This window comes from Limnohabitans sp. TEGF005 (assembly GCF_055394835.1).
Window position 1 is genome coordinate 2,396,169 of record NZ_AP029226.1, and the last position, 25,442, is coordinate 2,421,610.

Annotated in this window: 26 protein-coding genes; 6 read left to right on the plus strand and 20 right to left on the minus strand. The window is 57.0% G+C overall.

Translation table 11 applies throughout. The features are described from left to right. Window positions 1–89 precede the first annotated feature (89 nt). A complete protein-coding gene (locus tag ACZ5RG_RS11590) occupies window positions 90–494 on the minus strand; it encodes a MerR family transcriptional regulator (RefSeq protein ID WP_298598375.1) in 405 nt (134 codons plus the stop codon). A 131-nt stretch (window positions 495–625) separates the two neighbouring features. On the opposite strand from ACZ5RG_RS11590, the gene ACZ5RG_RS11595 reads away from it, so the two are divergent. Next, entirely contained in the window at window positions 626–1,762 is a 1,137-nt protein-coding gene (locus tag ACZ5RG_RS11595; RefSeq protein WP_315235895.1) for an MBL fold metallo-hydrolase, read from the plus strand. Here the strand turns inward: ACZ5RG_RS11595 and ACZ5RG_RS11600 are convergent. The 8 genes from ACZ5RG_RS11600 to ACZ5RG_RS11635 form a co-directional block, all read right to left on the minus strand. Continuing rightward, complete coding sequence (locus ACZ5RG_RS11600) at window positions 1,753–2,682, minus strand: M48 family metallopeptidase (RefSeq protein WP_464447092.1); 930 nt, start codon at window positions 2,680–2,682, stop codon at window positions 1,753–1,755. The genes ACZ5RG_RS11595 and ACZ5RG_RS11600 overlap by 10 nt on opposite strands. 18 nt (window positions 2,683–2,700) lie before the next feature. After that, entirely contained in the window at window positions 2,701–3,450 is a 750-nt protein-coding gene (locus ACZ5RG_RS11605) for a lysophospholipid acyltransferase family protein (protein WP_298598366.1), read from the minus strand. Between the two features lie 13 nt (window positions 3,451–3,463). Continuing rightward, window positions 3,464–4,036, minus strand: coding sequence for a D-glycero-beta-D-manno-heptose 1,7-bisphosphate 7-phosphatase (gmhB, locus tag ACZ5RG_RS11610; RefSeq protein WP_298598363.1), 573 nt, complete (start codon window positions 4,034–4,036; stop codon window positions 3,464–3,466). Between the two features lie 13 nt (window positions 4,037–4,049). After that, a complete protein-coding gene (glyS, locus tag ACZ5RG_RS11615) occupies window positions 4,050–6,194 on the minus strand; it encodes a glycine--tRNA ligase subunit beta (RefSeq protein ID WP_464447093.1) in 2,145 nt (714 codons plus the stop codon). 11 nt (window positions 6,195–6,205) lie between these two features. Further along, window positions 6,206–7,111, minus strand: coding sequence for a glycine--tRNA ligase subunit alpha (glyQ, locus tag ACZ5RG_RS11620; protein ID WP_298598357.1), 906 nt, complete (start codon window positions 7,109–7,111; stop codon window positions 6,206–6,208). 68 nt (window positions 7,112–7,179) lie between these two features. After that, window positions 7,180–8,760 carry an apolipoprotein N-acyltransferase gene (gene lnt, locus ACZ5RG_RS11625; protein WP_464447094.1) on the minus strand — a complete coding sequence of 527 codons (1,581 nt, stop codon included), beginning with the start codon at window positions 8,758–8,760 and terminating at the stop codon, window positions 7,180–7,182. Continuing rightward, window positions 8,757–9,650, minus strand: a complete 894-nt coding sequence (locus ACZ5RG_RS11630) for an HlyC/CorC family transporter (protein ID WP_298598352.1) — start codon at window positions 9,648–9,650, stop codon at window positions 8,757–8,759. Before ACZ5RG_RS11630 ends, lnt begins: the two co-directional genes overlap by 4 nt. Window positions 9,651–9,722: 72 nt before the next feature. Next, complete coding sequence (locus ACZ5RG_RS11635; protein ID WP_298598349.1) at window positions 9,723–10,460, minus strand: GNAT family N-acetyltransferase; 738 nt, start codon at window positions 10,458–10,460, stop codon at window positions 9,723–9,725. A gap of 163 nt (window positions 10,461–10,623) precedes the next feature. Here ACZ5RG_RS11635 and ACZ5RG_RS11640 point away from each other — a divergent pair, with 163 nt between their 5' ends. Both ACZ5RG_RS11640 and ACZ5RG_RS11645 read left to right on the plus strand, forming a co-directional pair. Continuing rightward, window positions 10,624–12,309 carry an AMP-binding protein gene (locus ACZ5RG_RS11640; RefSeq protein WP_464447095.1) on the plus strand — a complete coding sequence of 562 codons (1,686 nt, stop codon included), beginning with the start codon at window positions 10,624–10,626 and terminating at the stop codon, window positions 12,307–12,309. Window positions 12,310–12,324: 15 nt separating this feature from the next. After that, window positions 12,325–13,248 carry an MBL fold metallo-hydrolase gene (locus tag ACZ5RG_RS11645; RefSeq protein WP_464447096.1) on the plus strand — a complete coding sequence of 308 codons (924 nt, stop codon included), beginning with the start codon at window positions 12,325–12,327 and terminating at the stop codon, window positions 13,246–13,248. 78 nt (window positions 13,249–13,326) lie between these two features. Here the strand turns inward: ACZ5RG_RS11645 and ACZ5RG_RS11650 are convergent, their stop codons facing one another. Continuing rightward, on the minus strand, window positions 13,327–13,641 hold the full coding sequence (locus ACZ5RG_RS11650) for a high-potential iron-sulfur protein (RefSeq protein WP_298601384.1): 315 nt from the start codon (window positions 13,639–13,641) through the stop codon (window positions 13,327–13,329). A 706-nt stretch (window positions 13,642–14,347) separates the two neighbouring features. Here ACZ5RG_RS11650 and ACZ5RG_RS11655 point away from each other — a divergent pair. Next, complete coding sequence (locus ACZ5RG_RS11655; protein ID WP_036075510.1) at window positions 14,348–14,641, plus strand: RNA recognition motif domain-containing protein; 294 nt, start codon at window positions 14,348–14,350, stop codon at window positions 14,639–14,641. Between the two features lie 356 nt (window positions 14,642–14,997). On the opposite strand, the gene ACZ5RG_RS11660 is transcribed toward ACZ5RG_RS11655, so the two are convergent. Beyond that, window positions 14,998–15,759, minus strand: a complete 762-nt coding sequence (locus tag ACZ5RG_RS11660) for a YdcF family protein (RefSeq protein ID WP_464447097.1) — start codon at window positions 15,757–15,759, stop codon at window positions 14,998–15,000. A 92-nt stretch (window positions 15,760–15,851) separates the two neighbouring features. On the opposite strand from ACZ5RG_RS11660, the gene ACZ5RG_RS11665 reads away from it, so the two are divergent. Continuing rightward, entirely contained in the window at window positions 15,852–16,334 is a 483-nt protein-coding gene (locus ACZ5RG_RS11665) for a hypothetical protein (RefSeq protein ID WP_464447098.1), read from the plus strand. A 63-nt stretch (window positions 16,335–16,397) separates the two neighbouring features. On the opposite strand, the gene ACZ5RG_RS11670 is transcribed toward ACZ5RG_RS11665, so the two are convergent. Continuing rightward, window positions 16,398–16,676: a hypothetical protein gene (locus ACZ5RG_RS11670; RefSeq protein ID WP_464447099.1), complete on the minus strand. Its 279-nt coding sequence runs from the start codon at window positions 16,674–16,676 to the stop codon at window positions 16,398–16,400. A gap of 62 nt (window positions 16,677–16,738) precedes the next feature. Here ACZ5RG_RS11670 and ACZ5RG_RS11675 point away from each other — a divergent pair, with 62 nt between their 5' ends. Continuing rightward, complete coding sequence (locus ACZ5RG_RS11675) at window positions 16,739–16,921, plus strand: hypothetical protein (RefSeq protein ID WP_464447100.1); 183 nt, start codon at window positions 16,739–16,741, stop codon at window positions 16,919–16,921. A 9-nt stretch (window positions 16,922–16,930) separates the two neighbouring features. Here the strand turns inward: ACZ5RG_RS11675 and ACZ5RG_RS11680 are convergent, their stop codons facing one another. The 8 genes from ACZ5RG_RS11680 to ACZ5RG_RS11715 all read right to left on the minus strand — a co-directional run bounded on the left by ACZ5RG_RS11680 (window position 16,931) and on the right by ACZ5RG_RS11715 (window position 25,442). Beyond that, a complete protein-coding gene (locus ACZ5RG_RS11680) occupies window positions 16,931–17,275 on the minus strand; it encodes a hypothetical protein (RefSeq protein ID WP_464447101.1) in 345 nt (114 codons plus the stop codon). 18 nt (window positions 17,276–17,293) lie between these two features. Further along, complete coding sequence (locus ACZ5RG_RS11685) at window positions 17,294–18,139, minus strand: hypothetical protein (protein ID WP_464447102.1); 846 nt, start codon at window positions 18,137–18,139, stop codon at window positions 17,294–17,296. 41 nt (window positions 18,140–18,180) lie between these two features. Further along, complete coding sequence (locus ACZ5RG_RS11690) at window positions 18,181–20,133, minus strand: polysaccharide biosynthesis protein (RefSeq protein WP_464447103.1); 1,953 nt, start codon at window positions 20,131–20,133, stop codon at window positions 18,181–18,183. A 153-nt stretch (window positions 20,134–20,286) separates the two neighbouring features. Next, window positions 20,287–20,841: a sugar transferase gene (locus ACZ5RG_RS11695; RefSeq protein WP_464447104.1), complete on the minus strand. Its 555-nt coding sequence runs from the start codon at window positions 20,839–20,841 to the stop codon at window positions 20,287–20,289. After that, a complete protein-coding gene (locus ACZ5RG_RS11700) occupies window positions 20,841–21,803 on the minus strand; it encodes a UDP-glucose 4-epimerase family protein (protein ID WP_464447105.1) in 963 nt (320 codons plus the stop codon). Before ACZ5RG_RS11700 ends, ACZ5RG_RS11695 begins: the two co-directional genes overlap by 1 nt. A 119-nt stretch (window positions 21,804–21,922) precedes the next feature. Next, window positions 21,923–22,495: a D-sedoheptulose-7-phosphate isomerase gene (locus ACZ5RG_RS11705; RefSeq protein WP_464447106.1), complete on the minus strand. Its 573-nt coding sequence runs from the start codon at window positions 22,493–22,495 to the stop codon at window positions 21,923–21,925. A 5-nt stretch (window positions 22,496–22,500) separates the two neighbouring features. Further along, window positions 22,501–23,487, minus strand: coding sequence for a GHMP family kinase ATP-binding protein (locus ACZ5RG_RS11710; protein ID WP_464447107.1), 987 nt, complete (start codon window positions 23,485–23,487; stop codon window positions 22,501–22,503). Continuing rightward, on the minus strand, window positions 23,484–25,442 hold the full coding sequence (locus tag ACZ5RG_RS11715) for an HAD-IIIA family hydrolase (RefSeq protein WP_464447108.1): 1,959 nt from the start codon (window positions 25,440–25,442) through the stop codon (window positions 23,484–23,486). The genes ACZ5RG_RS11710 and ACZ5RG_RS11715 overlap by 4 nt, the downstream gene beginning before the upstream one ends.

Sequence of the window (25,442 nt, forward strand, 5' to 3'; positions counted from 1 at the left end):
GTGGTCAAGTCAAGCCCGGACTTTAATTGACGTTTACGTCAACGTCAATTAGAAATATGCGCGGATCACGTTGCGCTGCAGACCCCAACTCAAGCCTGACCGGTGGCTTTGGACGTCTTGTTCAGCAAACTGCGGGTTTCTTTTTCGTGGGTTTTGACTTCGTCCAGCGTCGCCTCCAGGTCCGCCAGTTGCGATTCCAATTGGCGACGGTGTTCGGCCAGCACGACCAAAAACTTTTTCAGCTGTGGGCCGGTATCACGCGGGCTGTCGTACATGTCGATCAGGTCCTTGGCCTCGGTGAGCGACAAACCCAGGCGTTTGGCCCGCAAGGTCAGTTTCAGCCGGGTGCGGTCGCGGGCCGAATACACCCGGTTGCGCCCGCCTGGCCCAGAACGCTCGGGCTCCAACAAGCCCATGTCTTCGTAAAAACGGATGGCGCGGGTGGTCAGGTCAAATTCCTGGGCCAAATCGCTGATCGTGTAAGTGTTCGCCATGGCGTACAGGGTCCTTCGCTGGCTTGCACAAGAGAGACAGCTGGGTCAAAAACCGCCCCCTAGAATGCAAATTCATGTTTGACGTTACGTTAACGTCAATGTTCCGAATGCTAACCCAAACGACCTGACGCATGTCCACCTTGCCCACAGCGCCCGTGATGCAAATGCCTGCGGCACGCGCCGAGCCGCTCCCCATGGCTGCCCCCTTGAAATACCCTCTCGATGAACAGCTGCCCGCATTGGGCGCGGCCATCGAGGTGGCGCCGGGCATTTTCTGGTTGCGCATGGGCCTGCCATTTGCGCTGAACCACATCAACTTGTGGCTGTTGCGTGACCGCAGGCCGCACCCCACGCAAGCGGGCGTGGTGCAAGAGGGCTGGACCGCGGTGGACTGCGGCATCGACAACCCCGCCACCCGCGAAGCTTGGTTGCACATTGAAGCGTCTGTGCTGCAAGGTTTGCCCATCCTGCGCGTGCTGGTGACCCACATGCACCCCGACCACATGGGCTTGGCGCACTGGCTGTGTGAGCGCTGGCAGGCGCCCTTGTGGATGAGCACCAGCGAATACCAATCGGCATTGCTGGCCTGCACGGGGGTGTCCAATTTCGGGGGTGATGCCACCGTGCAATTTTTTGCCGCCCACGGCTGGAACAAGGCCGAAGAATTGGCAGTGGTCAAGTCACGGGTGGGCTACTACACCAGCATGGTGCCGAAAATACCGCGCACCTATGTCCGCTTGATGGCCGGAGCAACGGTCCAGGTTGGCGAGTACGCATTTGAATGCATCAGCGGCTTTGGTCATTCGCCCGAGCACATGGCTTTGCACGATGCACAGCATGGGGTGCTGATCAGCGGCGACATGTTGCTGCCCTCGATTTCCACCAACGTCAGCGTGTACGCCATGGAGCCCGACAGCAATCCGCTTCAGCTGTTTCTGGACTCACTCGACAAGATGGCGCATCTGCCGGACGAAACCTTGGTGCTGCCCTCGCATGGCCGCCCCTTCAGAGGCGCGGCTGCACGCATTGCGCAATTGCATGCTCACCACCATGACCGTCTGGATGAATTGCTGGCAGCTTGCAGCCCACAAGCGCTCAGTGCGCACGATGTGCTGCCCTTGATTTTCAAACGGACGCTGGATGTCCACCAGACCACCTTTGCCATCGGCGAAGCCGTGGCCCACTTGAACTTGCTGTGGCTGGCAGGCAAGCTGCTGCGCCACCGCGGCACTGATGGCATTTACCGCTTCAGCACCGCTCAATCCTGAGCCAAGTCCACAGGCGCTTGGCGCAGGGCTTTGCGCCGCTGGGCATAGTCGGGCATGACCTCGCCCACGGTTTCCCAAAAGCGGGGGCTGTGGTTCATCTCGCGCAGATGCGCCAACTCGTGCACCACCACGTAGTCGATCTGGCTGATAGGCAAATGGATGAGCCGCCAGTTCAAGCGGATGTGGCCATCGTTGCGCGCACTGCCCCACCGGGTGCTGGCACTCGACAAACTGAGCTTGAGCCAGCGCACCCCCAACAGCGGCGCAAAGTGCTGCAGGCGCTGCTCAAACAAGGCCTTGGCCTGCCTCTTGAGCCAGACCTGAGCCGCATCGCGCACTTGCGTGACCGAAGCACCTGGCGGCACCGTGACAGGCAAAATTTGATCGGGCGCGATGTCTTGCCCGTGCACGCGGCCCACGCCGCGCTCCAGCACACACAACTGCACGGTGCGCCCCAAAAATGGCACTTCAGCACCATGACGCCATTCGATGGCTTTTTGAAATTGTTCGGTTTGCCGCTCTTTGAACTGCTGCAGCTTGGCCACGATCCACGGGCCTTTTTCCTGCACAGCGGCATCCACCTCGCGCAACGTCACCCAATTGGGGGCGCGCACCACCAAGCCATCGGCCCCCACCATGAAGCCAATGCTCTTGCGACGCGAGCGCTCAAAGCGGTAAGACACCACGACATCTTGCAACTGCGCATGGCGGTTGGCTGCGGGGTGGGTGAACCCGATGGGGGCAGGCACCTGCGCATCACCGGGCAAGCCCTGATCGACAGCTGGCGAAGAACGGTCAGCTGCACGGTCAGTTGGCGACGCACTCAGCCCGCTGGGCTGTGCGGTAGGCGTGACGGACTTGGGCTGCACGGGATCGCCACCCGTGAAAAAATCCAGCACAAACTGCAAAGGCGCTCGCATGGTTCGCCCTGTGCCGACTCAGAGGCCAGTGGCGACGGGATAAGCCTCGGGATCGAGGCGGTGCATTTCAGACTCGATCCAGGTTTCGACTTCGAGCATCAATTCTTCGGCACTGCGGCCTTCGCTGGCAATCGCTTTGCCGATCGAGATGTCGACCACGCCCGGGGTCTTGACGAACGCGCGGGTCGGCCAGCAACGCGCCGACGTGACCGCAATCGGAATGACCGGCACGCCCGCGGCAATGGCCAAGCGGGCACCGCCGCTTTTGTATTCGCCCTTTTGGCCACGGGGAATGCGCGTGCCCTCCGGGAACATGATCACCCACACACCCTCTTCCATCAGGCGACGACCTTGCTGCACCACCTTGGCAAAAGCGCGCGAACGCTGCTTGCGGTCAATGTGGATCATGTCCAAACGACCCATGGCCCAGCCGAAAAACGGCACACTGAGCAGCTCTTTTTTGAACACATAGGCCAGCGGGTGCGGCATGATCGCGGGCATCACAAAGGTCTCCCAAGTGGACTGGTGCTTGACCAACAACACCGCTGGGTCTTTGCTGCCTTGGGGCAAGTTCTCCATGCCCTGAATGCGGTTTTCAATGCCCAGAATCCAGGTGCCGCTGTTCACCGCCAGACGCAGCCAGCCAGCACAAATCCAATACAGGCGGGTGCTGCTGACAAAGTAAGAGACCACGACCACAAACAGCGCCCAAGGGATGACTGTGATGGCCATCCACACAAGGTGAGCGATCGAGCGAAGAAGTTTCATGGACAAGGGCGATTCAAGTCAGCGACATGGAAGAAGCGTCACCCAAGAGGTGATCGACAAAGGCAGCCAGATCGGCGTGCACCCGGGTATGGGCCGGAAAACTGGGCGGCAACGTCTGGCCTTGCACATCAGAAGATCGCCCTGTCAGCACCAGATGCGGCACGCACCCGGCAGTCTGCGCCGCTTGCATGTCGCGCAGGCTGTCGCCGACATAAGGCACACCCGCCAGATCGATGCCGTAACGCTCTGCGATCTGCTGCAACAAACCAGGAGCGGGTTTGCGACAGGCGCAAGCCTCGTCTGGGGCGTGGGGGCAGTAAAAAATGGCATCGATGCGGCCGCCCGCTGCGGCCAAGGTCTTGAGCATGTGGGTGTGCACCGCATTGAGCGCGGCCATGTCAAACAAGCCACGGCCCAAGCCCGACTGGTTCGTGGCCAGCACCACATGAAAGCCCGCATGGTTCAGACGACTGATCGCGTCCAAGGAGCCGGGCAAAGGATGCCACTCTTCGGGTGATTTGACGAACTCGTCACTGGCCCGGTTGATGGTGCCATCGCGGTCCAGAATGACGAGTTTGATTTGCATGGCCGTGGTTTGATCAGGCGGCCAAGCGCGACAAATCTGCCACACGGTTCATCGCCACATGCAGCGACTTGAGCAGACCCTGGCGGTTCAGGCGCAGGTCCATTTCTTCCGCATTGACCATCACATCGTCAAAGAAGGCATCGACCGGGGCACGCAGCGCAGCCAAGGTCTGCAGGCTGGCGGTGTAGTCGCCCGCCTTGAACTGCGCTTCCGACTCGGGCAACAGCTTTTGCATGACGGCGTAGAGGTTTTTCTCGGCGTCTTCTTGCAGCAATGCGGTGTTCACATGGGCGTCCACCTCACCGGCTTTTTTCAAGATATTGCCAATGCGTTTGTTGGCGGCGGCCAGGGCCGGGCTTTCAGGCAAGGCGGCAAAGGCCCGCACGGCGGACAAAAACTGGCCGATCTGACCCAGACGGGCGGGACGCAGCGCCATCACAGCATCCACCTCTTGGGCGCTGAAGCCCTGCTCGCGCAAGCTGCCGGCCAAGCGGTCATAGATGAAGTCGATCAACGCGCCCGAAGCATCGGTGATCTTGTCGCCGAACACGGGGATGGCCAGCGCCAGCAACTCGGGCAAGCCCAAAGCCACATTTTTTTCGATCAGCATGCGGATCACGCCCAGTGCATGACGGCGCAGCGCGAACGGGTCTTTGTCGCCCGTGGGCACATTGCCGATGCCAAACATGCCCACCAGGGTTTCGAGCTTGTCGGCCAGCGCCACCACCAAGCCCACGTTGTTGCGTGGCAACTCGTCGCCCGCAAAACGGGGTTTGTAGTGGTCTTCGATCGCCTCGGCCACCTCGGTGCTCAGACCATCGTGACGGGCGTAGTAGCCGCCCATGATGCCTTGCAACTCAGGGAACTCGCCGACCATGTCGGTCAGCAAATCGGTCTTGGCCAGGCGGGCTGCCTGCTCGGCTTGCTGCGCCAATGCATCACCGCCCACTTGCAGGCCAACAGCCTTGGCAATGGCGCAAACCCGCGCCATGCGCTCGCCCTGCGTGCCCAATTTGTTGTGATAAACCACCTTGGACAGGCCTTCGACACGCGATTCGAGCGACTTTTTGCGGTCTTGGTCAAAGAAGAATTTGGCATCGGCCAAGCGCGGACGCACCACGCGCTCATTGCCGCCGATCACCGCCGAGGCATCTGAGGGGCTGATGTTGCTCACCACCAAAAACTGGTGCGTCAACTTGCCGGAGGCGTCGAGCAGCGGAAAGTATTTCTGATTGGCCTTCATCGTGAGGATCAGGCACTCTTGCGGGACGCCCAAAAACTCGGTCTCAAACTGGCAGGTGAGCACATTGGGGCGCTCAACCAAGGCGGTCACTTCGTCCAACAAGGCGTCGTCTTCGATGGGCTTCGCACCCCCACCCACCTGGGCAGCGGCCGCGTTCAGCTGGCGCACGATCTCGGCACGGCGTTCGGCAAAGCTGGCAATGACCGCACCATCGCGCTTGAGCACTTCGTCGTACTGGTCGGCGTGCGGCAAAACCACGGGCGAGACCTTGGCTTCAAAGCGGTGGCCTTGTGTGCTGTTGCCTGCGGTCAAGCCCAGGGCCTTGACCGGCACCACGGCGGTACCGTGCAAGGCGATCAAGCTGTGCGCAGGGCGCACAAAATTCACGCTGGTCCAACCGGGTAACTCGCAATCGGTTTCCAGCTGGTACTGCATGACTTTGGGAATAGGCAGTTTGGCCAGCGCTTCTTCCAGCGCCTTTTGCAAGCCCACTTGCAGCGAAGCGCCTTTGACCACGCTGTCGTAAAACAGGGCTTCGGCACCCGCCTTACCGGACGCATCGGGGGCGCGCTTGAGCGCGGCCACAGCGGCAGCCGAATCGCTCACGTCAGCGCCCAGCGCTTGCAGCTTTTTGAGCAAGGCAGGCGTGGCGTTTCCAGCAGCATCCAGACCCACGGCCACAGGCATCAGCTTTTGCTGCACGGCCTTGTCGGCAGCTTGCGCGGCCACAGCCGTCACATGCGCGGCCAAGCGGCGGGGCGATGCAAATGCGGTCACCACGGCATCAGCACCCGCCAGGCCCTGGGCCTTGAGTTGCTCGGCCAGCACACCCGAAAAGGCCAAGCCCAACTTGTTGAGCACCTTGGGCGGCAGCTCTTCGACAAACAGTTCAACCAGCAAATTTTGTATCGTCATGTCGTTCTCCCTCACGCGGCTTTCTTGGGCATTTGGGCAACCCATTCACGCGGGGCCATCGGGAAGTCCAGACGTTCGCGGCTTTCGTAATAACTCTGCGCCACACTGCGGGCCAGGTTGCGGATGCGGCCAATGTAGGCGGCGCGCTCGGTCACGCTGATTGCGCCACGCGCATCCAACAGGTTGAAGGTGTGTGCGGCCTTGAGCACCTGCTCGTAGGCGGGCAGCGCCAGCTGCTTGGCAATCAGGTTCTGTGCCTGCTTTTCGTGGGCGCTGAAAGCCACAAACAAGAAGTCGGCGTCCGAATGCTCGAAGTTGTAGGCGGATTGTTCCTGCTCGTTTTGCAAGTACACGTCGCCATAACTCATGGTGTCGGTCCACTTCAGGTTGTAAACGTTGTCCACGCCCTGCAAATACATGGCCAGCCGCTCCAGGCCATAGGTGATCTCACCGGTGATCGGCTTGCAGTCGATGCCGCCGACTTGCTGGAAGTAGGTGAACTGCGTCACTTCCATGCCGTTGAGCCAGACCTCCCAGCCCAGACCCCAGGCACCCAAGGTGGGATTTTCCCAGTCGTCTTCGACAAAACGGATGTCGTTTTTCTTCAGATCAAAGCCCAGCGCTTCCAGCGAACCCAAGTAAAGCTCCAGGATGTTGCTGGGCGCTGGCTTGAGCACAACCTGAAACTGGTAGTAGTGCTGCAGGCGGTTGGGGTTTTCTCCATAGCGGCCATCTTTGGGGCGGCGGCTGGGCTGCACGTAGGCGGCTTTCCAGGGCTCAGGGCCGATGGCGCGCAAAAACGTGGCGGTGTGGCTGGTGCCCGCGCCGACTTCCATGTCGTAGGGCTGGAGCAAGGCGCAGCCCTGGGCATCCCAGTATTGCTGCAATTTGAGAATAATTTGCTGGAAGGTCAACATGGCCTGAGCAGGCCAGCAGCGAGCTGGCGGAGGTTGGATGGGCGCAAACTTTGCGCGAACCCTTGATTTTACGGTCTTTGTCGCCTCAAAAACGCCCACCCGAGGACGGCACAACACAAGCCCCAAAGCGGCCACAAACCCCAAGCCGAAGCCCAACGGGCAAAGGGAGTGAGGCCATGACGCCCCTCGTAACGGCCCACCAGGCTCCCCCGGGTAAAACGTGGCAATTGGTCCGTCACACGACCCTGATGGTCAATGATGGCCGTGGCCCCCGTGTTGGTGGCGCGCAGCATGGGTCTGCCCAGCTCCATGGCACGCAGGCGCGAAATGTTCAGGTGCTGGTCAATCGCCAAGGTGTCGCCAAACCAGGCAATGTTGCTCACGTTCACCAAGGCGGTAGGGGCTGTGGCCGGGTCTTTGAAGCGGATGGCCAACTCTTCGCCAAACAGGTCTTCGTAACAAATGTTGGGCGCCAAGCGCTGGCCTTGCCATTCGATGGCAGGCTGCTCGGGGCCCGCAGAGCGGAAGTCACCCAGCGGAATCTGCATTTGCCGGACAAACCAGACAAAGCCGGGCGGGATGAATTCGCCAAAAGGCACCAGATGGGATTTGTCGTAGCGATAAGCGCCCGGCCCTTGCAGCGCCTGCGGCCCCAGCGCCAGCACCGAGTTGGTGTAACCCTCGGACAAAGAGCCCAAAGGCAAGCCCACCAGCGCCAGCGGTCGACCGGCTTGCGCGAAATGCTGCTGCAAACCCGCCCAATACCCTTCGGGCAAATGCCGGGGTAGCAAAGGGATAGCGGTTTCTGGCGTCACCACCAAGGGCTGCTGGCTTTCTCGCAGCCGCGCGTCGTACCACTGCAAGGCATCGCGGATGCCACTGCCTGCGTCAAACTTGGTGTTTTGCGAAATATTCGCTTGCAGGAGCTCCACCTGCCCCACCCCAGCCGATGTCGTGAAAGCAGGCACCCAGGCTTGCAAAGCCCAAGACAAGGCACCCACGCCCATCAGGGTTTTGGCAGCGCGCCAGCCCACGCCAGCCAGTGCCAGCCGCATGGCCAGCGCAGCAGCGATGGCCCCCATGCCATACACGCCCACCCACGGGGCCCAGACGGCCAGCACGCCATCCACATGGGCATAACCGCCCGCCCCCCAAGGAAAGCCGGTGAACCACTGGCCGCGCATGAGTTCGGCCAGCGTCCAAGTGGCCGCGAACAACACGCTCAGCCCCCAAGGCCGAGCGCCCCACACACGATGACGCGACAGCCCCGCCCAAACTGCACAGGCCAGGGCATAAAACAGCGACATCGCCGCCGCCAGCGCCACTACAGCAAGCACCGCCAAGGGCGCAGGCAAACCGCCCACGTCGTGCATGGACACATACAACCACCAAAAACAGCCCGCCAGCCAAACGGCGGCAAACACGCTGCCTTGCCAGGCGGCGCGCTTGAGAAGCATGGATTTAGCGTGGTCGGCATGGGCCCGTGCGGTGCGAGACAAACCCGCGGCCAGGACCGCGAGGCTCAGCACCTGTAGCCAACCCTGCGCCTGGCCACTGCCTGGCATGGCGATGGACGCAGCCTGCGCGGCACCGGCCAAAGCGGGCCACACGGTCATCAGGCCGCGCGCTCGCTCAGGGCCGAAGTTCATGCCTTGGGCTCGGCGGTGGATAACGCGGAAACAGGCGACACCTTGAACCAGCGCACAGCGCCAGCACGCGTGTGCAAGACCACAAACTGCAGGCCCGCCAGAATGTACATTTCGCCCCGGCGCGGCACATGGCCCATTTCATGGGCAATCAAACCCCCAATGGTGTCAAAGTCCGGGCCCTCTGCGTCTTCTCGGGCCTCTTGCAAATTCACGCCAAAAGCCTCACTCACGCGGTCCAGCGACGTGTCGCCGCTGACACGAAAGCTGCGGTCAGGCAAGCCAAAAATATCACCCTCGTCATCGGCGATGTCGAACTCGTCCTCGATCTCGCCCACGATTTGCTCCAGCACATCCTCGATGGTGATGAGGCCTGCCGTGCGGCCAAACTCGTCAATGACGATCGCCAAATGGTTGCGGTTGTCGCGGAACTGGCGCAATAAATCGTTCAGGCCTTTGCTCTCGGGCACAAAAACCGCCGGGCGCAGCAAGGCACGGATGTTGAGTTCAGGGGCCCGCTGCAGTTTGAGCAGGTCTTTGGCCAGCAAGATGCCGATGATGTTTTCTTTTTCGCCCTCAAAAACCGGAAAACGCGAGTGCGCGGTCTCAATCACCTGGTGCAGCAACTGGTCAAACGGGTCTTCAATGTCCAGCAAATCCATCCGGGGGGCGGCCACCATCACATCGCCCGCCGTCATGTCGGCCATGCGAATCACACCTTCGAGCATCAGGCGGCTCTCGGCATTGATGATGTGGTTGTCCTCGGCCTCGGCCAAGGTTTCGATCAACTCGTCGGTAGAGTCAGGGCCGGGATGGATGAATTCGGCAAGCTTTTGCAGAAAACTGCGCTTGTCTTCGCGCTCGGGGTGGCGCGCAGGATGGGGGTCGGACACAGTCAGGGAGTGCAGGACATGCTGTTATGGCTAAGACTCTAGGATAGCGGATTCAGATGACAAACCACCAAACTATGGCTTATGCGAACTGTGCCGTGCTTGACGCACCCCCTGGCGAATCTCTTGCACGGTGGCCAACCACTCGCGGAATTGATGGGCCTGGTTTTTCAATTGGTAGTCCAGCTCCGCCATCTGTTCTTGCATCATGCCGCTCAACTGACTGTCGAGCGTGGCCTCGGGCAAGCTCAGGTAAGCCTCGCTCTCGCTGCCATCGCGCTGCACCTTGGCCCCGGCGTGGCGCGCAATTTTGAGCATGGCCACGTTTTCACTCAACGCGTGGATGAAGATCATGCTCACCCCTTGGTTGCGGGCATGCATCACGGCATGGTTAAAAAGACGAGCACCCAAACCTTTGCCGCGCTGATGTGACGCCACAGACACGCCGAACTCGGCACAAGTGGCCCACTGCGGATCGACCGAAAAGGCCAAATGGGCCATCGCTACCAAGTCCAGGCGGCGATTGAACACCCCAAAAATCTCATCACGGTCAAAATTCAAGCCCAACACATAGCGCTCAACTTGCTCATCGGTCGCGGGATAACCAAAGCGCAAATAACGGTCTTCGGGTGCCAAAGACAACAAATGTTTCAGGATGCGCGGCTTGTGGCGTGGCGACAAGGACCGGATGGGAATCCAGCCTCCAAAAGATCGCGCAGAGCCGCGCCCAACATGTGCCCCGATATCGACGCACGCCACCCAACGTCGCCAAAGTCGGCGCCAAAGTCCTGGACGGGGGTTTAAAGGTGACATGGTGCAACTATACGGGTTTTCCCTTAATCCGTACCCAGCCACTTGGATTTGTCTGCGCCGTTTGTTTGTCGCCTTTGAGACGTTGACGGGCCTTACTCAGGAATTGCCCGATCACACATTGGCGCGGAGATGGCCACAATGGGGCAATCTAGGAGATCAAGCGATGGAACGTATCTGGCTAAAGAATTACCCACCCGGTGTCCCACACGACATCGAACCCAACCAATACAGCAGCTTGACGGACTTGCTGGAGACGGCTTTCCGTGAGCACGGCAACAGCCCGTTTTCAGTCTGCATGGACCGCTGGATGAGCTACAAAGAGCTGGACGAACTCTCAAAAGCCTTGGGCGCTTGGTTGCAAGACAAAGGCTTGGCTCCAGGCAGCCGGGTGGCCATCATGCTGCCCAACTTGCCTCAGTTTGCCGTGACCATGGCAGCGATCCTGCGCGCCGGCTATACCTGCGTGAACGTCAACCCGCTCTACACAGCCAGAGAACTGCAGCACCAACTGAAAGACTCGGGTGCCACGACCATTGTCATTCTGGAGAACTTTGCTGCGACCTTGCAGGAAGTGATTGAGCACGCCGATATTCAACATGTGGTGGTCGCCTCGATTGGCGATTTGCTGGGGGCTTGGTATGGCCGCTGGATGACGTTTGCAGTGCGCCATTTGGCCAAAATGGTGCCCGAGTTCGAGTTGCCACTCGACGGCGGCCGCACGGTCACAACCTTCAAAAAAGCGATTGCAAAGGGCCGTCACCTGAACCTTAAAGCGACGCCTCAAACGCTGGATGACATTGCGTTCTTGCAATACACCGGAGGAACCACGGGTTTGTCCAAGGGGGCTGTGCTGACCCACCGGAACATTGTGGCGGCCATTTTGCAAGCCGAAGGCTGGTTCACCCCGGCACTGTCCAGCGTTGGTGATCTGCGCAAAGTCAACAGCATCGCCGCCTTGCCGCTGTACCACATCTTCGCTTTGACACTGTGCTTGCTGGCCATCCGCCAAGGCTCTCACCTGACCTTGGTGCCCAATCCACGGGATTTCGGCAAGTTCATTGATGTGCTCAAGCAGCGGCCGTTTCACATGCTGCCTGGCGTCAACACCTTGTTCAACGCCTTGATGCAACACCCGATGTTCAAGACGATCGATTTTTCTTCGCTGCGATTGACGCAGGCAGGCGGCATGGCCGCCTCTGAAGGCACTGCACGCCATTGGCAAGCCGCCACAGGCAGCGCCATGATCGAAGGCTGGGGCATGAGCGAAACCTGCGCCATCGGCACCAACAACCCCGTCACGCAAACCCACTTCAGCGGCAACATCGGTTTGCCGTTGCCCAGCATCGACATCGCCATCAAAGACGATGCCGGTCAAAGCCTGCCCGTTGGCAGCTCGGGTGAGATTTGCATTCGGGGTCCGAACGTGATGACGGGCTACTACAACCAGCCCGAAGAAAACGCAAAGACCTTCACCGCCGATGGCTTCATGCGGACGGGCGACGTCGGCATCATGGACCAGGAGGGTTTCACGCGCATCGTTGACCGCAAGAAGGACATGATCATCGTGAGCGGCTTCAATGTCTTCCCGAGCGAGCTGGAAAACGTCATCTCGACTTGCCCTGGCGTCGTAGAGTGCGCTGTGGTGGGCATTGCCGACACCATGCAAGGCGAAACCATCAAGGTGTTTGTGGTGCGCAATGACCCCTTGCTCACCGAAGAAACCGTGTCGCGCTTCTGCCAGGAAAACCTGACCGGCTACAAACGCCCGAAATACATCGAATTCCGCGATGAATTGCCCAAATCCAACGTCGGGAAAATCCTGCGCCGTGAATTGCGCAGCAACAAATAAGGCACCAGCAAGCGCATGCATGCCTTTGTCTCTTTGCCTGCAGGCGTGACCGTGTTGGAACGCGGCTGGCTATCCGCCAACAACGTTCTGCTGTGCGACGCGAACAGTGCCACGCTGGTGGACAGCGGCTACGTCACGCACCAAGCCCAAACGCTGGCCTTGGTCGAGCATGCTCTGCAGGGCAGGGCACTGGACCAACTGGCCAACACCCACCTGCACAGCGACCACTGCGGCGGCAACCATGCCCTGCAAACCCGCTACCCAGCCCTGCAAACCTGGATACCGCCCGGCTCTGCACCTGATGTCAAAACTTGGTGTGAAGACGCGCTGAGCTACAAACCTACAGGGCAAAACTGCCCCCCATTTCAATTTACAGGCTTGCTCCAGCCCGGCAGCAGCCACCATTGGGCCAACACAACGTGGGAAGTCCACGCAGCACCGGGGCACGATCCACACTCGGTCATTTTGTTCGCACCTGAACACCGCTTGCTGATGTCGGCCGATGCGCTTTGGCAGAACGGTTTTGGCGTGGTGTTCCCCGAACTGGTGGGGATTGATGCATTTGATGAAGTAGGACAAACACTCGATTTGATCGAGCAACTGAACCCGGTCACCATCATTCCTGGGCATGGCGCTGTGTTCACCGAAGTTGCCCAAGCCTTGGCGTTGGCCCGAAGCAAGCTGGAAGGTTTTGCTAAAAACCCAGAGCGCCATGCGCGTTACGGCACCAAAGTGCTGCTCAAATTCAAATTACTGGAATGGGGTCGCATTTCCAAAGCCGAGTTCAGCGACTGGGCCTTGCAAGTGCCCTACATGAATGACCTGCACAGACGTTTTGGTCAAGGCCACACCTTAAGCACCTGGATTGACATGATGTTGGCCGAGCTGGAGCGCAGCGGGGCGCTCGAAGTGCGAGATGGCATCTTGCACGATGCTTGAGTCGAGTGCGACGGGTACAAAAAAACCGCCCGAGGGCGGTTTGAATCAGGTAGACACCCCGAAAGGCACCATGGCTGATCAGGCTTTTTTGGCCCAAGCAGAGCACCAAGCTTTGGCTCCCACTTGCTTGCCTGCAAACAAGGGGCAAGCACCTGCTGCAGCGCCAGCCTTGGCTTGGTACAACGCACAATTGGCGCAGTTGGATCCAGCAACAAATTTTGGATTTTTGGCCTTGTCCACCTTGGTGGCATCGGCTTTGTAGGACAAGCCAGCAGCTTGTGGATCCTTTTCGTCGACCATGGCTTGGGCAGAAGCCTCACCCATCACCATCACAGCGCTGGCAGCAGTAGCCACTTGCATCATGAAGACGCGGCGGCTGGAATTGAAAGACATGCAAGGTGAAAGCATCGGACACTCCTGAGCAAAATTGGCCAGAACATACTGGCAACAAGATTGTCCCCCATGAAGAACACCTTGTCTGCAACAGGACCTTAGCGCCCCCATCCCCAGCACACGGTTGTTCGGGCTGAGCTGTCTGCATAAAACCATTGGAAATAAAAAAATTGACAGATATGCATTTTGGAAATATAATATTTCCTTGCCTGACCCGTTTTTGGCATCCGCAGATGGCAGTGATTCACTGCACCCTGCACAGTATCGATTGACCTCGAACCCATGTCCTGTTGAGCTGCAGGCCATTGATTTTTCTCACCGCTCTGCGCAGCCCCTGGACGGCTTGCGACTTGATTGACTTTGATTTCCTCCATTTCCATACGCACGGGCTCACCAGTCGCTTTGCCCACGACAAGCATTTTCAATTCAGGCCTTGGCACTCACACCCCGCAACGCTTTGCGTCTGCAGGCTGGGTTTTGAAACACGCGCCCTTTCGGCTCGAATGCCACGCCACTCGACAAGAAGCCGATCGCGTGATTGACATCACCACTCGCGATTGGCTTCAAAGCCCTGTCACACCCCAACAAATGTGCTGACGCCGTCAGGCGACGCACTTTTCCCGGCGGAATCCTTCAAGAAACCGCCATTTCCTGCATGCAGGCTTTACCTCAAAACCTGCACGCCACCTCTCTGAAAGGCTCAACCATGAGCAGCAAAATTTACGTGGGCAATTTGCCTTACACCATCGACGACGCCAGCTTGCGTCAAAATTTCTCTGAATTTGGCGGCGTTCTGTCGGCCAAAGTCATGATGGACCGCGATACCGGCCGCTCCAAAGGTTTTGCCTTTGTTGAAATGTCCAGCGCTGAAGAAGCACAAGCAGCCATCACTGGCTTGAATGGCATGTCAGTCAGCGGTCGTTCGATCGTGGTGAACATCTCCAAGCCCAAAGAGCCAAGCACTGGCTACGGCAGCGGTTACCGCGACAACCGCAACTGATCATTTCAGTTGCTCAAGAAAAAGCCGCTTCACAGCGGCTTTTTTTTGGTTGATGACCCGTCCTGCCAGAGGTTGACAACTTTTCTTGATGGTTGCGTCACCTGCGCTCAACCCAAGTCAGCGCAACTCAATCTGACCACTCAAGCCACAGCTGTCGTGCAAAACGCAGGCTCGCACAAAGCAGAAAACCCTAGCAACATTGCTGCTGCTAGGGTTCTGTTTGGTGGTGGAGTATAGCACTACGCCAAACGCTCATCCCAAACGATAGCGGGTGTGGCAGTAAGCTCTCGGGACACTAGCTAGAAAAGTCCAAGACAGCTTAGATCCACCACCTACTAGATTGTTCGGATTTTTGGCTATCGGGTCACGCCGTAGACCAACAATCCCAGCCATTCATGCAACGCAACCTGCCACCGCAGCAGGCTATGAGCCATCGAGTATTCAGAAAGCGAAGTTGTATCGCCTGTTCTGAAGTCCACAGGGTATGCCGTGACATTGCATCCAACGGCTTCAAACTCCGCCATCGAGCGCGGCATGTGCCAAGCCGATGTGACGAGCAACCACGGCGACTTGCATCGGTCGCCCAGCAGCTTGGCCACTTGCTGAGCATTTTCACGGGTATTGCGTGACCCGTCTTCCAGCTTGACCTGTTCCATGTTCACGCCCTGCTCTTTGTAGAACACACGGGCAAGTTCTGACTCGGTCACGCCTGTGGTCACCAAGCGTCCCTCTCCACCAGAAAACACCAGCTCCATCTTCGGGTGCTGTTGCAGCAAACCGACCGGCACGGTCATGCGCTCTGCGGCCTCCCCCAGGGGCACTTGGCCATGGGCGACAAAGCTGTCTGGATGATTGGTCGCACCACCCAGCACAATGATTCCGACATGGCGATTAATCGATTCCGCCGCAGGGATTGAGTAGCGATTTTCCAGCGGACGCAGCAAAGCATCTGGAATCGCCTGGAATCCAAGCAGGCCAAGAGCAACCAAGCCAGTCCAAAGCATCACCACAGCTGGTTTGCGCCAACGCTTCGACACCAGCAGGGCAATGGCCCACCACAGGGCCAACCAGAACATCGGCTGCGTGACGGCGGACAGCAATTTTGAGAAGAGAAACATCAGTCAGATTTCAGCAACTCGGCCACATTCCACTTGGCTTTCTACCGCCAGTACGCATGAATGGTCATCCCTGCAACTACTGGAGCAACCCAATGGACACATTTCAATTTGGCCAAAAAATCACCCTGAACGAAAACGAGCTTGCAACTCGCTGGGGGATCAGCCCCAAGACCTTGCAACGCTGGCGGTGCGAAGGACGCGGCCCCAAATACTTCAAGCTGTCGAAACGGGTTTCGTATCCCATCGATGAAATTTTGACCTTCGAGTTTGAATCCTTACACGAGTCAACCGATGGAGTCACTTGCGACCCCGAGCAATTTAACAACCCGAGCTTTCTGACCGCCCGAGAGATTGCCGCCAAGATTGACATCCCGCTTTACCTGCTGACGCACCCTGGTGAACGCAAAAAGATTGGCCTGCCACACTATCGCGTTGGGAAAATGGTGCGCTTCAAACTAGAGGAAATCTTGAGCTGGGCACGTCAACGCACGGCAGAAGTTGAAAGCAAAAAACAGACGCCACCTCGAATCATCCAACTTGGCAATATTCAACCTGGGCTTACGCGAATGATGTGACCGAACTCCTCGCATCATGTACGAACGCCACCCGCAGGTGGCGTTCTGACTACTTGGGGCAGTTCATTTTGCCCACTCGATCAATACTGGAATCAGAATTGAAGTCCCCTGCAAGGCAGCAGCAAACGCTGCCGCGTAGGCAGCCCAACGATTCCACTCACCCTGTTTTTTCACGGTTTCGATAAAGTCATCGCCCTCGACCAAAATCGAAGCTGGGAACCATCCATCCTTGTCAGGCTTGGGATCATGGGGCTCGCTCGCTCGAGCAGCGACGACCCACAGCACTGCCGAAATGAACGCTGCCACTGCGGATCCAACCGACAGATACGTCTCAAGGTTCATATAGCGGTTCCACCCCCAAAAGTCGATAATCCAATCCAAGTCGATCAACTGGCGAGGTCACCATGAACGAAATCCGACTCGCGTGGAGCATTGTGGGCAGAGAGAACCTGGTCAATGAGCCGATTCAAGGTGGACTATGGACGCCCGACAATCCCGAAATCCGTAAAGAATTGACCATCATCATGGAGTCAGGCAATGAGGCGTATGGTCCCGACACCCATTGGATTGAAGAGCGGGAAGCGTAAAGCCCTCGGTCAAGCAGTTGCGGCGACCTGCAAGCCAGTAAGCGTTTTCTGGATTTCGCCCTGCAGCCAGGGAGACACGTTCCTGAACTCGATCCTGGGAAACGAACAAGCGCGCAGGGCATTTGCATGAATGCGCAGCTTTGAGAGCACGGGCTCGGGGTCCGAACCGTAAAGCGCCAGAATCGGTACCTCGAACACAGTCTTGTTCCCGCACGCCACAAAAAGCGTGCCGGTGTCACGCGGTTTGACGTTTTCTTCGATCATGAACAGCAGGCAGTCTTCTGTGCCATGCATCGGGTTCAGGTACGACTTCACGCCATCACGGATGCGCTCGAAAAATCCTTGTTCATTCATCTCCAAAATCCTTCGAAATTAAACCGCCATTGCTTTGTAACGACGCCAGCCGCGATTGATAAAAAGGGCGAGCAGTCCTGCAAAAAAACCACCCATCAATCCACCGGCAACGACTAGCAGCTTCTTCGGAGAAACAGCCTTTTGAGGAGCATATATCGGCTCTAGCAGTTGTAAAGGCCGAGTGAGCGGCTCAATCAACTGGAGGCGCTGCTCGCGATAGAGTTTTTTCATATTCATCAACTCTTCTCGCTTCAACATGAGCAACACCGCGCCATTTGCGGCAGGCGAGAGCAGTTTCTCGTTCTGCGCTAAAAATCGCTCCGCTTCTTCTATCTGCTGCTTCGTGGAAGCCAACTGATTTTCCAATTCTTTAATAAGGGGGGACGAAATTTCTAATTGCGACTGCGCCAAACGGCCAACAATCTTTGCCACACAGGACTGAGCTGTCTCCACGGAATTGGCACGATAGCCAACAGAAAGCAGCGTGTTTCCCCTTACGAGAGAAGCCTTCACATCCTCTGCCAAGTCTTTGGCTGAAGTTGCCTGGCATGTCTTCACAAGTTCATCGCCATAAAAGGTCACTAGCTTTAAACGCTCAATGGTTTGTGCAACAGGCTCAACAGTCGTCGTCGTCGTCGTCGTCGTCGTCGTCGTCGCAACGATCATGCCAATTGTTGCTGGTTGAATGACTGCTGTTGCCTCGTACTTGGCTGGCACCAGCATCAGAAAACCCGTCGCTCCCAGCAGCCCAACCGCACAACCACCCGCCAACCAATGCCATCCAGACTTGAGGTGCTCCATCAATTCCCAAATATTGATTTCATCACCGGTTGCCTCAACAATTCGTGCATTCTCTTCAGTCATAGACAGTCCCTATTTTTTGATCGAATCGGCTTGGTTCCGATTCAATAACTATTCCCAAGCCCCAGGCGATCCGCATCGGCTTCTTGTTCCATGTGGACCCAATCCACGATTTCGTCGTTGGGGGTGTAACCGGGAACCAGTTGCACTATCACGGCACGAATGACGCCCACATCGTTCACGCTCAGCGCCAGTTCCAGCGTGCGCAACTTGGACTCCAAATCTGCCCAGGCCATGAAGTCTTCATGGGCTTTCATGATCCGGGGGTGCGAGGTCGGCTTGGGGTTGTCGCCAATCAGCAGTTCTTCGTAGAGCTTTTCACCGGGGCGCAGACCGGTGATCTCGATCTCGATGTCGCCATCCGGGTGCTGCTCGTCTCGCACGGTCAGGCCAGAGAGCTCGACCATGCGCCGGGCCAAGTCCATGATCTTGACCGACTCGCCCATGTCCAGCACAAACATCTCACCCCCTTTGGCCATGGCCCCTGCCTGGATGACCAGCTGGGCCGCTTCGGGGATGGTCATGAAGTAACGGGTGATCTCGGGGTGGGTCAGCGTGATCGGCCCACCGTCCCGAATTTGCTGGCGGAACTTGGGCACCACCGAGCCTGATGAACCCAGCACATTGCCAAAGCGCACCATGCTGAACTTGGTTCCCGGCTTGGTCGCAGCCAGTGCCTGCAGCGCCATTTCTGCCAGGCGTTTGCTGGCCCCCATGATGTTGGTCGGTCGCACGGCCTTGTCGGTGCTGATGAGCACAAAGTCGGCCACGCCGTTTTCTGCGGCGGCCTGCGCGGTGCGCAAGGTACCCATCACGTTGTTCTTGATGCCCTCTGCCGGGTTGTGCTCCACCAAGGGCACGTGCTTGTAGGCGGCTGCATGGTAAACCGTGTCCGGGTGCCAGGTGGACATGATCTCGCGCATGCGGTCTTCGTCTTGGGCGGATGCCAGCAAAGGGACCAGGATTGTCTTTTTATCGGCGAGTCGCTGTTCCAATTCCTGATGAATGGCGTACAACCCAAATTCACTAAGATCAACGAGCAGCAACTTTTCGGGGCCAACAGCCAGAATCTGGCGGCACAGTTCGCTGCCAATGGAGCCGCCTGCACCAGTGACCAAGACCACCTTGTTAAGGTTGTTCTTAGACAGCAGGAGGTGATTGGGCATCACCGGTTCACGGCCCAGCAGGTCGTCGATGTCCAAGTCCCGTACATCGCTCAGGCTTACTTTGCCGGTGGCGATGTCGCTCAAGCCCGGCAAGGTGCGCACGGCGATCTTGTGGGATTTGAGTGCATCCAGAATCTCGTTGCGTCGCTTAGGCGAAACGGAAGGCAAGGCCAACAGCACATCGGTGATCGAGGCCTCGGCCAAGATTTCTGCCAAGTCGGCTGGGTTGTGGATGGGCAAGCCATTGAGCACATGCCCATGCAGGCGATCGTCATCGTCCAAATAACCCACCACGCGCATTTCGGGGCTGTTGGCCATGGCCGATGCCAATTGCCGACCGGCACTGCCAGCGCCATAAATCAAGGCCTGGGGCATGGCGGCTTTGCGCAAATGCTGGTGGTACAGCCCGCCCAGCCACACACGGGCGGCAGCGCGCGAAGCCCCCATGAACACCAGCAACAGCAAGGGCTGGATCAACCCAATGGTGCGTGGTACATCTTGCACGCCATAGAACGTGAAAATGCCTGCAAACGCCAACCCGTACAGCAACATGGCACGCGCCACCGCCACCATGGCTGGCAGCCCGCTGTAACGGAAAATAGCCCGGTAGAGCCCAGAGGTGATGAAGATAGGCAACGCCAACACCACCGATGCCAAGGCAGGCCAAATGGGTACGCTGGACATCGGCACAAACGTCCCAAGGCGCAGGTAAAACGCCAGCCACACGGTCAAAACGCACAGACTCGCGTCAAGTGCCAACACAAACCCGCGTTTGACGGGACGAGGAATGGCCAACACGGGCACAGCAAGGCGACGAAGAGCTCGTATCATGATTTCACCCATGATGTGAAACCCGCTGAGTCCTGAGTCCTGAGTCCTGAGTCCTGAGTCCTGAGTCCTGAGTCCTGAGTCCTGAGTCCTGAGTCCTGAGTCCTGAGTCCTGAGTCCTGAGTCCTGAGTCCTGAGTCCTGAGTCCTGAGTCGGTCATTTTGTTTTCACCCTGTCTCCTGCTCCTTTGCCTCCTACCGTCATAAATATGTATTTGAAATACGAACTCAGATCGAGACTTTGCAGCATGCGAGCATCAGTCTCTGCCAAAAGCTTAGGCGTGGACATATCAATATTGCTTACTTGGGCCAGTCCTGTTATGCCAGGCCTTGCGTCAAATACAGCTCGAGCCGCTCGCTCGTTGATCAACTCCAGCTGGTTAAATAAACAGGGCCGCGGGCCTACCAAACTCATTTCTCCCCACAGTACATTCCAGAGCTGCGGCAATTCATCAAGTTTGCTTCGACGCAAAAATGCACCCAAACGCGTGATAGCCGCCGCATCAGCCAAATGCGAAGCTACAGAGGCGGTATCAGGTCGCATTGTGCGGAACTTAACCAAAATAAAAGGTCTTTGGTCCCGGCCAACCCGCTCTTGACGAAAGAGTGGTGAACCCGTATCAAACAGACCAACCACATAGATAGCGATCAGCACCGGCGCTCCAACTACCAACCCCGTTATAGAAAACAAAAAATCAAATAGCCGTAACATCACAACCCTTGCTGGGCCGCTCTGCGCAACCCCTCATCCACCGACACGGGAGGCTTCCAATCCAGCAAAGTACAGGTCTTGCTGATGTCCACTTGCAATGAGCCCAACAAACTTTGGGCCACAGCCGTTTTGCCCAGCAAACGGGCTGCACAGGCTAAAAGACTTACAGGCACCGGTAGCAAGCGCACTGGGCGGTTCATGGCCTTACCAATTTTTTGCAGCAACTCAGTTGTGGAGAGGTCTTCTCCGTCGCTGACTAAAAATGTTTGATTTGCAGCTTTGGGGTGTTGCATACAAGTCAGAATCAAATCCACCAGGTTAGCCAGAGCCACCAAACTTCGGCGATTTTGGGTAACGACGCCCAGGGGTAACGGGAGCCCATGGCTCAGCCAACGTATCAACGAACCAAAATTACCTGGAGCATTTGGACCATAAACGATCGGGGGACGTATGATGACAACTTCCATACCAGTTTCAAGAGCTAACGCTCTCAAACCCAACTCTGCTTCGTGCTTGGACACCGCATAAGGTGAGTGAGGGGCCGGCTCATCTTGTGTGACAAATGGCGTACTGAAAGTTTCTGCTCCGTTAACGCCGATTGAGCTTATAAACACAAATCTTTTAACACCAGCGCTTGCCGCCTGACGAGCCAAATTTAAAGTGCCATCCACATTTACCTTGCGAAACTCGGTGAATGGTTCAGCTGTGGTGTCATGCATCACATGAGCTCTGGCAGCCAAGTGCGCTACGACATCGCAACCCGTCAACGCATCATGCCAATCTGTGCTGCCATTAATACCCTCCACAAACACGCATTCAATAGCCGAAGGAAATGTAGATTCAGAACGACTTGCAGCCCTTATAGTTAAACCACGAGAAACGGCCTCAAGACATAAGGCATTACCCACAAAGCCACTCGCACCAGTAATTAACATCATGCTAATAATTTTCGCTCGTTTCAAGAATGCTCAGATATAAATCAATAAGCTTTTACCGACGCTTCGCAAATTCGGGATCTCTATCCCATAAAAATGGGCACAATACCCCCTTGACCACCTGATTTTCTAAATATAGTTTAAGTTTAGTTTCTAATGCCACTACCACACAGGGTTTTCATAACCATATGGCCAAACATCAGGTGAACATCCTCGCAAAGCTGCATATCAAATGAAGGAACTAAGAATGCGTGTTGCACCATAGGCATTAGCTTACCGCCATCATAGCCCACAATACCCAACGTATTAACCCCATGCCCTTTAGCATATTCAACAGCCTTCAGAACATTTGGCGAATTTCCACTGCCACTAATAGCAATTAACAAATCGCCCTCATCGGCAATTGCCGCGAGCTGCCCTGAGAAAACGTCGTCATAGCTCAAATCGTTGGCATAAGCTGTTACCAAACCAATGTTGTCACAAAGTGAAACGCCACGAAACTTTTTACCAGTCGCAAGATTTACCATCTTGTTCCAGTCGGTAATATAATGAGAGGCTGTTGAGGCGCTTCCACCGTTCCCACAAGTAATAATTTTCTTACCAGCTTCAAATGCAGCTTTAACGGTATCAATGCTTTTTTGAAGCGCCTCCTTATCAATTTTTCCTGCCAGGATTTGGTGCGCTTCGAAATAGCGCCCGATACTGAAATTTATTGTCATAAATATTACTCCGTTGGTTGATAGTGAACGATTTGGGCACCAGAGCGGTCAAATCGGAACTTAACAGGCTCTAAGCCGGATAGCGCAGCCTTAATCTGCTCATGCCGATCAGGTGGCGCATAAAACATCATAAAACCCCCATTGCCTGCTCCGAGCAGCTTACCGCCTACAGCGCCATTAGCCATTCCAGAGGCATACCAATTATCTATCTGACTGTCCGAAATGCCGCTACTCAACTGAGCCTTCAAGCGCCAATTTTCGTCGAGGATGGGACCGAAGTTCTCCAGATGTCCGCCTTCAAGCTCCCTCTTAAGTTCGAAGGCCAGTTCCACCATGCGGCGCATCAGTGCACGGCGGTCTGAAGTCTGCATAGCTCGCGACTGCTCGGCTAGAACTGCTGAGGCACTGCGCGTGCGTCCTGTGAAGAACACCAGTGTGGAATCTTCCAGTTGCCGCATCAAAGCCGGCGCGCAGATCACTGGATCGACCGAGACTCTCTCATCAGGGTGAAAACGAATCAGGTTCAGGCCTCCATACGCCGCTGCGTACTGGTCCTGCTTTCCGATGGGTTCGCGGCAGCGGCCAATTTCGACATCGCAGGCGAGCTGTGCCAGGCGCTCCTTAGAGGCGAATTGGTTGCGATAGGCAAATAGGGCGTTGAGCAAGCCCACGGTGTATGAACTAGAGGAACCCAGTCCTGAACCCTTGGACGGGATGTCTGCCATCGAAGCAATCTCGATACCACCTTCGATGCCAACGATGTCAAGCGCCTCACGCACCAGTGGATGTTCAACCTGAGCACGGGTCTGTACATCCTCGGTCCGCGTGTAGCTAACCCTTATGCGACCGTCGAATTTCTGATTGACACAGATATACATGTACTTGTCGATAGAAGTCGACAGAACTGCGCCAAGTTCCTCACGGTAGTAGGCTGGCAGGTCGCTGCCACCGCCCACGTAGCTCATGCGCAATGGAGTTTTACTAACAATCATACGTATGGGCTCAAAGAAAGGGTGAAATCAGCCGAGGCTGCGCCGGCAGCCACTATGGGTACCTCGTCAACCAGGCGGGAAACGTGCAAATCACGGATAGCCTGTGCATCAAAGCCGCGCCAAGCGTAATCCGCCTCCAACCTGGACAACAGGGTCTGCTCATCGACTGCTACAAACAAACTAAGCGTCGGGATCGCCGACAACGCTGGGGCGAGGTGGAACGCCAGCACTCCCTCGATAATTATCAAATCTTTCGGCCCGATCGAATGCTGCAGGCTGTGTCGGAAGAAGCGTTTGGAACGGCGGTCGTTGACCCGCGTGACCAGGGTCTCACGCGAGGCCGATACGGCGATGCCAGCTAGTGCTTTAGAGGCAGCCCCCAGGTCATAGCGGGCAAGAACACCGGCACCTTCGGGACGCTGCTCATCCGGTCTTAGCCAAGCATCCAGCGGGATCACGTGAGCCGTTCGACCGAGCCCTGTGATTTGTTCTTTGAGAACCTGAGCCGCCGAACTCTTGCCAGCACGGGCCTGGCCTGAAACTAAAACTACCCGTATTCCCTCCTGCGCACGCTGCACAAGTGGTAGAAGTGATCGCGCAGTACGAGCGTGACCTTCGAGAATCCAATCGACAGCCGCCGCGAGATCGGGCATCACATAGTCGGGTCGCAGAGGCAACTGGTCACCACTGCCAGCGTGGCCAGTTCGAACTAGGATAGTTCGTACGTCAGCATAACGGCCTGCTTCAATGTCGGCCGCACTGTCACCGACAATCCAACTATCACTACGGGCAATGTTAAGCTCACGACAAGCCTTGTCGAGCATGCCTGGCGCAGGTTTGCGGCACTCGCAAACCACTTTCAGCTCAGGAACCTCCCCTGGGAAACCGCGGTCAGGATGGTGTGGACAGAGGTAGATCTTGTCTAGGTAGGCGCCAGCTGCGCCCAGGCATGACTCCATGCGTGCGTGGATAGTCTCCAGATCTTTCGGCGTCACGTCGCCGCGGGCGAGCACAGGCTGATTAGTCACAACCACCGACAGGCGGCCGGCGCGGTTTAGACGACGTACCGCCGAGGCTGCGCCGTGCAACAGGCAAACCTGGTCCGGGTGTCTAAGGTGGCCAACTTCCTCGATCAATGTACCGTCTCGGTCGAGGAAGACTGCCGCCCTTCGGGTACGCATCGACAGTCTATCCGGCACGCCCGCGACGATGTCGTACTCGACCTTATCGAGGCGCTCAGGCGTACCGATGTCTTTAATATACTCAGGCGTCACGTAACCTAAAATTCGCTTGCCTGCGGCCAACATAGCTGGGAACGTGTGCTTGGCAATATCTGCCTTACCTTCGGCCGGAGTAAACTCATTCAGTCCTTCTCGCTCGAGCACATACAGCGCCGCATTGACAAGGTTCCGATGGTCGAGACCGTTAGGATGCGGATAAGGGAAAATTTCAAGGACATAACCAAGTGCATCGAGCGCGACGAGGTCAGAGTCCTGAGGGTGATCATTCGGATGCAAGAGCAGCGTGGCACAAGCATTCGAGCTGGCATGTCGCTCCCATAGACGCCGCAAGTCGACGTCGAGGTAGGTATCGCCATACAGAACTAGGAATCGGCTAGCAAGATACGGCAGGGCGTCGCGCAGCGCACCTGACGTGCCGCGCGGGTGTTTCTCAATCAAGTAGTGGATACGCACGCCAAAGGCTGAACCATCACCGAAATATTCCTTAATGGCTTCATAGCGGAAGTAAACTAGTAAAGCAATGTCAGTAAAGCCAGCATCGCGACAGGCCTCAATCTGATACTGCAGCAGCGGCTTCCCGAGTACTCGGATCATTGGCTTAGGCATGTTGCCCGATCGCGAGGCTAGTCGGGTGCCCTGGCCGCCTGCTAGGATAGCGACCGTGCAGCCATTGGCATCGCTGGGAGTGACGTTGGTAGAGGCATTGGAATTCAT